Raw genomic sequence first — 9,628 nt, 5'->3', positions numbered from 1 at the left:
TCCTGGTGCCAAAGGGAAGACTGAGCTGATGTCCGAACCGGGAACCGACGCCTTCGACAAGCTGGTGTCGCTGCTGAATTACCCGATGTACGTCGTGACCACGCACGCCGACGGCATCTCCGCCGGGTGCCTGGTGGGCTTCGCCAGCCAGACGAGCATCAATCCGCCGCGATTCCTGGTCGGCCTGTCCAAGCGCAACCACACGTACCGGGTAGCCGTCGCTGCCACCCACCTCGCGGTGCACCTGTTCGACCACCACCACCTGGACACCGTTGAGCTCTTCGGCAGCCAGACCGGCGACAAGGTCAACAAGTTCGAGCGCTGCGCCTGGCATTCCGGCCCAGCGCAGATGCCCATCCTCGACGACGCCGCCGCCTGGTTAGTCGGCAAGATCATCGAACGTTTCACGCTGGGCGACCACATCGGGCATCTGCTCGAACCGGTGGACGGCAGCCCTCCTCAGGAGCTGGAGAGCTGGGTGTCCTTCGGCGACGTCCGCCAATTGGAACCCGGCCACGAGGCATGACCGCGCCCCAGTCGCCCCGGGTTGGTACGGTCGCCGGAATCGCCGAACTCGCCGCGTTCTATGCCGACGCGCCCGAGGGCGTGCGGGCCAACATGATCTTCAGCGCCGACGGCGCGGTCGCGTTCCGGGGTCGCGCGGGGCCGCTGTCGTGCCCCCTCGATCAACAGCTCCTCAAAATCCTGCGCGGCTTCGCCGATGTCGTCCTGGTCGGCGCCGGCACCGCCCGTGCCGAGAACTACGGTCCCGTGCGGCTCACCGAAACCCGACGGGCCGCACCTCCCCCGGTCGCCGTTGTGAGCCGGACCGGCGTGCTGCCGAGAAGACTGTTCAGCGATCCCGACCAGCCGCCGATCCTCGTGACCTGCGCACAAGCCGCCGCGCAACACGACCTGAGCAGTGACGACCGACGCCGGGTCCTGGTGGCCGGCGAGGACTCGGTGGATGTGGCGCAGGCCGTCGCGCTGCTGCGCGCTCGGGGCATGCACCGGATTCTGTGCGAGGGCGGGCCGACCCTGCTCGATGAGTTGGTGGAGGCCGACGCGGTCGCCGAGATTTGCGTGACGCTGGCGCCCAAGCTCGCCGCGAGCCAGCCGGTCGGACACCGCCCGTCGCCGTCACGGCTGGTCGCGCCCACCACGATGCGCCTCGCGCACGCGCTGGTTCACGACGATTATCTGTTTATGAGATATTGCCGGTGATTCCCCGCGCCGCTTGCTCGTGCGCGCTCAACATGCAGCCGATGACACTGCTTCCTATGATTGAGGATGTCCCGGTTGAAGCTCGGATCGAATCGCCTGCGCGACATCACGTTCAGGTCGTCGCTGTCCACTCTCTCGAGACACGAAAGAGGAGGACCGTCGGCCAATTGAGCAGTTCAAGCGATGACCCTGACTACCGCAACCTCGCGGTCAATCGACTGCGGCCAGGCGAGCTGCAGTGGGCACTCAACCACGACGCCGTGCACGGAATCGCGTACGCCTTCAAGAACCCCGTCGCCGTCGCGGACCCGATCGACGATCCGGAAGACGACAGGAAGACCTACCTGATCCGGGTCAGGCGCGACGACTTGGCCAAGGCGCTGGGAAAGATCAACGAATGGATCATCGAGAATCCTGGTCCCGGGGGGATGCAGGCCTTCGGCTTCGTCCGGGCCTTGTCCCGCGAAGGGCTCACCGAGCGCACAACCGGTGACGACGACCAGCGTTGATCGCGGTTCGTCCGATTAGCTGGCTTTCCCTATTCACCGTGCTTCGCGGTCGTTGAAACCTCAGCCCTTATGCCTGCACGCCGCCGCATACGCGAGTTCGGCGGTGAGGAGTCTTCGATGGGTGAGACCACCGCGGATTCGCGGGAGGGTTCGCAATTCGGGCCGTACCGGCTGAGGCGACTGATCGGTCGCGGCGGCATGGGCGACGTCTACGAGGCCGAGGACACTGTCCGGGAGCGCATCGTGGCGCTGAAGCTGATGTCGAAGACCCTCTCTAATGACCCGGTCTTCCGCCCGCGCCTCCCCCGCCGCAGGCTCCCCCGGGCGGCGGATGGCCTCCCCCCAGCGGACCGATGCCCCGGGCGCCGAGTTGGGCCGGTCCTCCTGTGTGGGGGTCCAGCGGTACCGCGGCGCCGCACTGGGGTGAACCGCCGCTGTCCAGCCGCAAGCCCTGGTTGTGGGTCGGCGTGGCCGCCGTCGTGGTCGTGATCGCGGCTGCGGTCCTTGTCGTCATCCGTCCGTGGCGGACTTCGTCGCCGTCGGCGCCGGCATCACCGGCGCCGGATGCGAGTAGTTCTGGCTTTTCGACTTGTCGTTCAGGAAGTCGAGCAGGTGGTAGAAGGCTAACGCCTCCGCGGCAGCATTACCCTACCGGGGTATGGTTATCGTTCATGAACGCGATCGAGCACAGCGAATGTAAATCCACTGGCTGCACTTGTGGTGATTGTTCTTGCGCCCACGCTGCGGGAGTCTTGGCCCCTTTCAGGGGGATGGTTGCACTCGATCCGGTAACCCACCAATGGCTCGGCGCGGCAACTGAACACATGGCTCTCCGCGAGCTATCATCCCCAACCGGCAGCCCCCGAAAGCGAAGGGCAACAACATATTGAGTCTCCTAGCCGCTGGATCGCGCGAACCAATTTTAGAGCTGCGATGTTCCATGTCTTGAGCGAGGATGTCGCACTGCGGTGGATTGTCAGCGCTCTATTGGGTGCCGGCATCGCAACATACGTCTATGTCCTTGTGCGGCACGCTCGATGGACAAACACCGTCGGTCACGTTCTACATCTGACAATGTTGGCGGCAATGATCTTGATGGCCTGGCACATCGACTTGGGTGTGCCGCCAATGGGACCGATAATTTTCTTCCTATTTGCAGGTATCTGGTTTGTGCATGTGGCCTGCACCGCATCCTCCACCGCCCCTGACCGGCTTCACAATTACTATTCCGCAGCGATGATGGCGGCGATGGCATGGATGTACGCGGGGATGAACGACAGCCTGCCGGGCCAGGTCAACCACTCGCTTGATTCTGCGTCGCGGATTTCGCGTCCCATCAACATATCTGGCATGGATATGAATATGACCGGGATGGAGATGTCGCGAAACGAGATGCCCCAGACACTATCCGCTCCTGGCTGGGTTACCAGTGTGAACTGGATCGCGACCCTGGGATTCGCGATCATGGCGCTGTATTGGCCATGTCGTTACTTCGCCGAGCGCCGAAGGAGCCCAATTACATACGCCTCGGCGCCTTCGGGCCTCGCACCGGTATATCAAGCATGCGGCGCCGCCGGCACTGCCCTGATGTTCGGCAACCTGCTTTAATACCGATCTTTCCGAATAAATGGCGAGTGACCTGCTTTAAGCGCTCCTGACTCTACAGGATGTAGAGCATCTCCTGATACGTCGGCAGCGGCCACAAGTCATCGGCCACAACGCTTTCCAGCGTGTCGGCGGCGCTGCGCACCGCCGCCATCGCGGGCAATATCGACTGCTGCGCATGTTCGGCCTCGGCCAACGCCGTCTCCGCCGAATGATCGGACAGCGCCGCCTTCAGCGTCGCCAGCGCCTCGCTGAGATCGGCCAGCGGAGCCGAAACCGCTTCCAGCGCAACCGTGCTCGCCTCGACGCCGGCCTTCTTCAAAGTCGCGACGTTCTGCGCGAGCTCGGTCTGGTAGCGGATCGCCGCCGGCAGGACGACCGTCGTCCCGATTTCCAGGGCCAGCTTCGCCTCGACGGCGATGGTCAGCACGTACTGCTCCAGGCGGACCTCGTAGCGGCTGTGCAGCTCGCGTTCGCTGAACACCCCGTATTTCTCGAAGAGTTCGACCGACTCCGGCTTGATCAGCTCGGGAATCGCGTCCAGCGTGGTCTTGAGGTTCGGCAGACCCCGCTCAGCCGCCTCCAGCTGCCACTTCTCCGTGTAGCCGTCGCCGTTGTACACCACCGCACCGTGCTCGGTGATGACGTCGGTGAGCAGCTTCTGCACCGCGTGGTCGAAGTCCTCGCCGTCGGCGACGGCCTCCTCGAGAGTCGTCGCCATGTAGTCGAACGAGTCGGCCATGATGGTGTTGAGCACGATCATCGGCACCGCCACCGTCTGGCCGGAGCCCGGCGCGCGGAACTCGAACCGGTTGCCGGTGAACGCAAACGGGCTGGTGCGGTTGCGGTCGCCCGCGTCGGTCGGCAGCGGTGGCAGCGTGTCGACGCCGATGATCATGGTGCCCTTGCCCTTTGACGACGTGGCCGCACCCTTGGCGATCTGCTCGAACACGTCGGCGAGCTGCTCGCCGAGGAAGATCGAGATGATCGCCGGCGGAGCCTCGTTGGCGCCGAGCCGGTGGTCGTTGGTGGCCGATGCGACCGAAACCCGCAGCAGCCCGGCGAATTTGTGCACGGCGCGGATCACCGCGGCGCAGAACACCAGGAATTGCGCGTTCTCGTGCGGAGTGTCGCCGGGCACCAACAACGAGCCCAGGTCGGAGTTTCCGACCGAGAAGTTGACGTGCTTGCCTGATCCGTTGACACCGGCGAACGGTTTCTCGTGGAACAGACATTCCATGCCGTGCTTCTTGGCGATCGTCTTGAAGATCGTCATCAGCAGCTGCTGGTGATCCGACGCGATGTTGGCCCGCTCGAACATCGGCGCTATCTCGAACTGGCCCGGGGCCACCTCGTTGTGCCGTGTCTTGGCCGGGATTCCGAGTTTGAACAGCTCACGCTCGGTGTCCATCATGAAGCCGAGGACGCGTTCGGGCACCGCGCCGAAGTAGTGATCGTCGAACTCCTGACCCTTGGGTGGCTTCGCGCCGAACACGGTGCGACCCGCGTTGACCAGATCGGGCCGGGCCAGGAAGAAGTGCCGGTCGACCAGGAAGTACTCCTGCTCCGGCCCGCAGAACGAGACGACGTGGTTGAGGTCCGTGTGACCGAACAACCTCAGAATTCGCTCGGCGTGCGTGCCCATAGCCTGCTGGCTGCGCAGCAACGGCGTCTTGTAGTCCAGCGCCTCGCCGGTCATCGAGACGAAAACCGTTGGGATGCACAGCGTATTGCCGTTCGGGTTCTGAAGAATGTAGGCCGGGCTGGTGACGTCCCAACCGGTGTAACCGCGCGCCTCGAAGGTGCTGCGGAGCCCACCCGAGGGGAAGCTGGATGCGTCGGGCTCGCCCTGGATGAGCGTCTTGCCCGCGAACTCGGCGAGGGTCTGCCCGTCGGAGACCGGCTCCAAGAAGCTGTCGTGCTTCTCGGCGGTCAGACCCGTCATCGGGTAGAAGACGTGGGCGTAGTGGCTGGCCCCCTTCTCCAGCGCCCAGTCCTTCATGGCTACCGCGACCGTGTCGGCGACGGCGGGGTCGAGCTTGGCGCCCTTCTCGATGGTCGCCACGACCGACTTGTAGACCGACTTGGGCAGCCGCGCCTGCATCTCCGACTTGGTGAAAACGTTCGAGCCGAAGACCTCGCCCGGCTCCTCACCGGATACGAAGCTGATGGCAGGGGGGATGTATGCCTCGACGTTGTTGATCGCCTGCAGTCGGACCGCGTTTCCGCTCAATGGAATTCCTATCGCTGAGGGGGTCCACGACTTTCCGCCACGGAAGGTGGACCGACTCACCTTAGGAATGTTCGATGGCAAACTTGTTACGCCGGCGTCAACGCCGGTATCGCAATGATTGCGAACATGAGTCGCGCTACGGATGCTTGCGGTCTCCGCGAGCATCCGTCTGGCCTGCCGACTCCTCGGGCTGCTCGGCGTCGTCCAGCGTCAAAGGCAGTGCCAGCTCTTCCAATCGGCGACCCTCGGCTGGAATCCCGAGCCACAATTCCACCAGCCCCGCGGCGGCCATGACCACCGCGCCGATCAGGAACGACCAGACGACCTCGCCGCGCTGGCCCGAATTGATCAGCTGGCCGAACAGCAACGGTCCGGAGATGCCGCCGATCGCGGTGCCGACCGCATAGAAGAACGCGATCGCCAGCGCCCGGGTCTCCATCGGGAAGATCTCGCTGACCGTCAGGTAGGCCGCGCTGGCGCCCGCCGAGGCCAGGAAGAACGCCACGATGAGCACACCGATGAACGCCCACACTCCCCCGGCTCCGGTGAGAAACACCAGCGCGAGGACGACGACCACGATGCCTGAGCCCACGTACGACAGCGTGATCATCGGTTTGCGACCGACGGTGTCGAACAGGTGCCCGAGCAACAGCGGACCGGCGAAGTTGCTCAGCGCCCACACGACGAAGAACACCGGGACCATCCCGGCGGGCACCGCGTAGAACTCGCTCAGCAGCGTGCCGAGGTTGAACGTCACGCCGTTGTAGAGGAACGCCTGCCCGATGAACAACGCCAGCCCGAGAAATGCGCGCCGCGGATACAGCTTGAACGCAACACCGGCGATCTCTTTGAACGAGATCGCCTTGCGCTGACGGATCCTCAGCTGCTCTCCCTCCGGCTCGGGCAACGGCTCGCCGGTCTCCCGCTGGACCTCCTCCTCTATCTCGCCGACGATCCGCTCGGCTTCCTCGTCGCGGCCGTGGATGAACAACCACCGCGGGCTTTCCGGGACGTTGCGCCGCACCAGGAGCACGAAGATTCCGAGGATGGCGCCGATGCCGAAGGCCAGCCGCCAGCCGACGTTCGCCGGGAAGTTCGACGTGTTCAACAGGATCAGCGCGCCGCCGGCTCCGGCGGCCGAACCCAGCCAATACGTCCCGTTGATGATGAGATCGACTCGGCCGCGCACCCGTGCCGGGATCAGCTCGTCGATGGCCGAGTTGATGGCGGCGTATTCGCCCCCGATGCCCGAGCCGGTGAAGAAACGAGCGACGAAGAAATACCAGGGCGCGAAGGCGAAGGCGGTCGCGACGGTCGCGACCAGATAGAGGGCCAGGGTCATGATGAACAGGTTGCGCCGTCCGAACCGGTCGGTCAGATGACCGAAGAACAGGGCACCCACGCACGCTCCGGCGATGTAGATCGCCGCCGCCATGCCGATTTGGGCGGCATTCAACGAAATGCCGCTGCCTTTTTCCATCAGGCGGGCGGACACGTTGCCCACCATCGTGACCTCGAGTCCGTCCAGGACCCAGACACCACCCAGACCGAGGACGACGCGCCAGTGGAAACGCGACCACGGCAGCCGGTCCAGTCGCGCCGGAACGTGCGTCGTAATGGTCTTGGTTTGCGCGCTCGCGTTCATGCAGTCTCCGTTCTGGTCTGAAACAGAGTTACCCACCGTCGCGTATCGCTAGCCCTCAAGAGCGATCGGAGCGCGACTCCTCGGGAATCCAGGCAGGCGGCTGGCCGGGGTGGCCGGGGAACAGGAAGTCGATGAAGGCCGCGGCCGTGGGTTGTGGTTCGTGGTTGGCCAGCCCCGGCCGCTCGTTGGCCTCGATGAAGGCATAGTCCTCGCCGGTGATGTCGGGCACCAGCAGGTCGATGCCGGTCACCGGGATACCGATCGCCTCGGCGGCGGCCACCGCAACCCGGCATAGGTCGGAGTTCACCTTGGCGGTGACATCGTGGATCGTGCCGCCCTGATGCAGGTTGGCGGTGTGGCGAACCCGCAGTCGAGTTCCCTGCGGCAGTACGTCATCCATCTGCCAGCCGGCCTCGGCGACCGTCGTCTCGGTGACGGCGTCGATCGGGATGCGCGACTCGCCGCCCGTGGCGGCCGCGCGCCGGCGGCTTTCTGACCCGATCAGGTCGCGGATGCTGTGCTCCCCCGTGCCGATGATCTCGGGCGGCATTCGCAGCGCGGCGGCCACCACCCGGCCGTCGATCACCACCAGCCGAAGGTCGTCGCCATAGATTCGCTGCTCGATCAACACCTCGTGGAATTGCTCGCGCGCCCGCGTCAACGCGGCGGTCAGCTCGTCGGGGCCGTGGTCGACGGTGACACCGACGGTGATGCCTTTGCCCTGCTCTCCGCGCGTCGGTTTGACCACGACCTCCCCGACCTCGGTCAGGAACGCGAAGTCGTCCTTGTCGAAGGTGGCCAGCCGGGCGCGCGGCACCGTGAGGCCCGCCTCGGCGACCAGGCGGCGCGTCAGACGTTTGTCGTCGCAGCGGCACATCGCGACGGCGGAGGTGAATTCCGAGAGCGATTCCCGGGTGATGACGCTGCGGGCGCCGTGGGTGAGCCGGATCTCGCCGGTCTCCGCGTCGAGGACCTCGACCCAGATCCCCCGCCGCAGCGCCTCGTCGGCGATGATCCGCGCGTAGGGGTTGAGGTCGTCGATCGTTTCCGGCGGCGGGGTGAACAGCGGCTCGTTGATCGCGTTCTTGCGCTTGATGGCCAGCACGGGAACACGGCGAAAGCCCAGCTTTTCATAGAGGGCGATGGCGGCGGCGTTGTCGTGCGCCACCGACAGATCCATGTAGGCTCGCCCCGCGCTGCGGAAGTGCTCCGCGAGGGCACGTGTCAGGGCCGCACCGACCCCGGGAAGCCCGGCACCCGGATCGACGGCCAGGGTCCACAGGCTCGAGCCTTGCTCGGGGTCGGAGAACAGCAGCTCATGGTCGACGCCGGTGACGGTGCCCACCACCGCGCCGTCCTCGTCGCGGATTGCCAGCAGGTAGGTCACCGCGGGCTGGTGCTGGTGGTTCTCCCACATCACTTCGATCCGTGCCGGAACCATTCCGCAGCGCACGTACACGCGGTTCATGTGGTCGGCGTCTACCTGGTCGTTGAGCGTGCGGACGGTGACGCCGAGCGGCGCGGGCGCCAAATCTTCCTGGGTCATCTCGTCGGTGAAGCGCAACCGATAGGTGTGGCTGGGGTCGATGAAGAGCTCGGTCGGTGCTTCGGCGACGACGACGTGGGATTCGCGCGCGTAGATGCAGATGTCGCGGCGACCGGGCCCTTCGCGTCGCAGCGCCTCGACCAGGTGGCGCGAATCGGCGAAGGTCTGGCCGAAAATCAGGCGGCCCCAACCCAGTTCGAGCTCCACGTCCTTCGCCATCGCGTCCAGCAGGTGTGGCGGTGAGGCGTCGTGCAATCCCAGCGTGATCGCCTCGGTATGGTCGGCCGTGGGCTCGGAAGCCGTCATGCCACCGGGCCCGTCACACCGTGACGTTGTAACCAGAGTTCAAGCAGGCCGATCTGCCAGAGTTCGTTCCCCCTCAGCGGCGTCAGCTTGCCATTCGGATTGGCCAGCAGGGCGTCGACGGCTTCTGCGCGAAACAGCCCACGCTCCTTGGCGACTGGCGAATAGAGGGCATCCCGCACCATTTCCAGGTAAGGCCCCTCGAGATGTGTCAGCGCCGGAACCGGGAAATAACCCTTGGGCCGGTCGATGACCTCCGACGGAATCACCCGTCGCGCAGCCTGTTTGAGGACACCCTTGCCCTCGTAGGCGGTCTTGAGCTCCGGCGGGCAGGTCGCCGCCAACTCGACCAACTCGTGGTCGAGGAACGGAACCCGGCCTTCCAAGCCCCAGGCCATCGTCATATTGTCCACCCGCTTCACCGGGTCGTCGACCAGCATGACCGTCGTATCGAGCCGCAGCGCACGGTCGACCCCGCTCTCGGCGCCGGCACGCGCGAAGTGCTCGGTGACAAATCGCTCGCTCGGATCGCCGGGCGCGGTTTTGCCCGGTCCCAGCAGGCC

General features: G+C 65.2%; 8 protein-coding genes and 1 pseudogene. 5 read left to right on the top strand and 4 right to left on the bottom strand.

What is annotated here, in order from left to right:
* The first annotated feature begins 28 nt into the window (after nt 1-28).
* From JOZ00_RS16635 to JOZ00_RS16615, 5 genes and pseudogenes are all read left to right on the top strand, one after another.
* Nucleotides 29-526 carry a flavin reductase family protein gene (locus tag JOZ00_RS16635; protein WP_293345449.1) on the top strand — a complete coding sequence of 166 codons (498 nt, stop codon included), beginning with the start codon at nt 29-31 and terminating at the stop codon, nt 524-526.
* Complete coding sequence (locus tag JOZ00_RS16630) at nt 523-1,224, top strand: pyrimidine reductase family protein (protein WP_293345447.1); 702 nt, start codon at nt 523-525, stop codon at nt 1,222-1,224. Before JOZ00_RS16635 ends, JOZ00_RS16630 begins: the two co-directional genes overlap by 4 nt.
* 167 nt (nt 1,225-1,391) lie before the next feature.
* Nucleotides 1,392-1,733 (top strand): hypothetical protein, encoded by a 342-nt coding sequence (locus tag JOZ00_RS16625; protein ID WP_293345445.1) that lies wholly within the window; start codon nt 1,392-1,394, stop codon nt 1,731-1,733.
* Between the two features lie 117 nt (nt 1,734-1,850).
* A pseudogene (locus JOZ00_RS16620) lies at nt 1,851-2,036 on the top strand (serine/threonine protein kinase); the annotation flags it as partial.
* Between the two features lie 642 nt (nt 2,037-2,678).
* Nucleotides 2,679-3,341, top strand: a complete 663-nt coding sequence (locus JOZ00_RS16615) for a DUF5134 domain-containing protein (RefSeq protein ID WP_293345443.1) — start codon at nt 2,679-2,681, stop codon at nt 3,339-3,341.
* 52 nt (nt 3,342-3,393) lie between these two features.
* Here the strand turns inward: JOZ00_RS16615 and JOZ00_RS16610 are convergent, their stop codons facing one another.
* From JOZ00_RS16610 to JOZ00_RS16595, 4 genes are all read right to left on the bottom strand, one after another.
* Nucleotides 3,394-5,571 carry a glutamine synthetase III gene (locus JOZ00_RS16610; protein ID WP_293345441.1) on the bottom strand — a complete coding sequence of 726 codons (2,178 nt, stop codon included), beginning with the start codon at nt 5,569-5,571 and terminating at the stop codon, nt 3,394-3,396.
* A 136-nt stretch (nt 5,572-5,707) separates the two neighbouring features.
* On the bottom strand, nt 5,708-7,216 hold the full coding sequence (locus tag JOZ00_RS16605; protein WP_293345439.1) for an MFS transporter: 1,509 nt from the start codon (nt 7,214-7,216) through the stop codon (nt 5,708-5,710).
* 55 nt (nt 7,217-7,271) lie between these two features.
* Nucleotides 7,272-9,068: an N-acetylglutaminylglutamine synthetase gene (gene ngg, locus JOZ00_RS16600; protein WP_293345437.1), complete on the bottom strand. Its 1,797-nt coding sequence runs from the start codon at nt 9,066-9,068 to the stop codon at nt 7,272-7,274.
* Nucleotides 9,065-9,628 (bottom strand): asparagine synthase-related protein (locus JOZ00_RS16595; RefSeq protein WP_293345435.1); only part of this gene is annotated, 564 nt, incomplete at its 5' end. The genes JOZ00_RS16595 and ngg, both read right to left, overlap by 4 nt.

The sequence above is a fragment of the Mycobacterium sp. genome (assembly GCF_019243155.1).
Classification (GTDB): Bacteria; Actinomycetota; Actinomycetes; order Mycobacteriales; family Mycobacteriaceae; genus Mycobacterium.
This window is presented reverse-complemented; position numbering and strand designations above follow the sequence as displayed.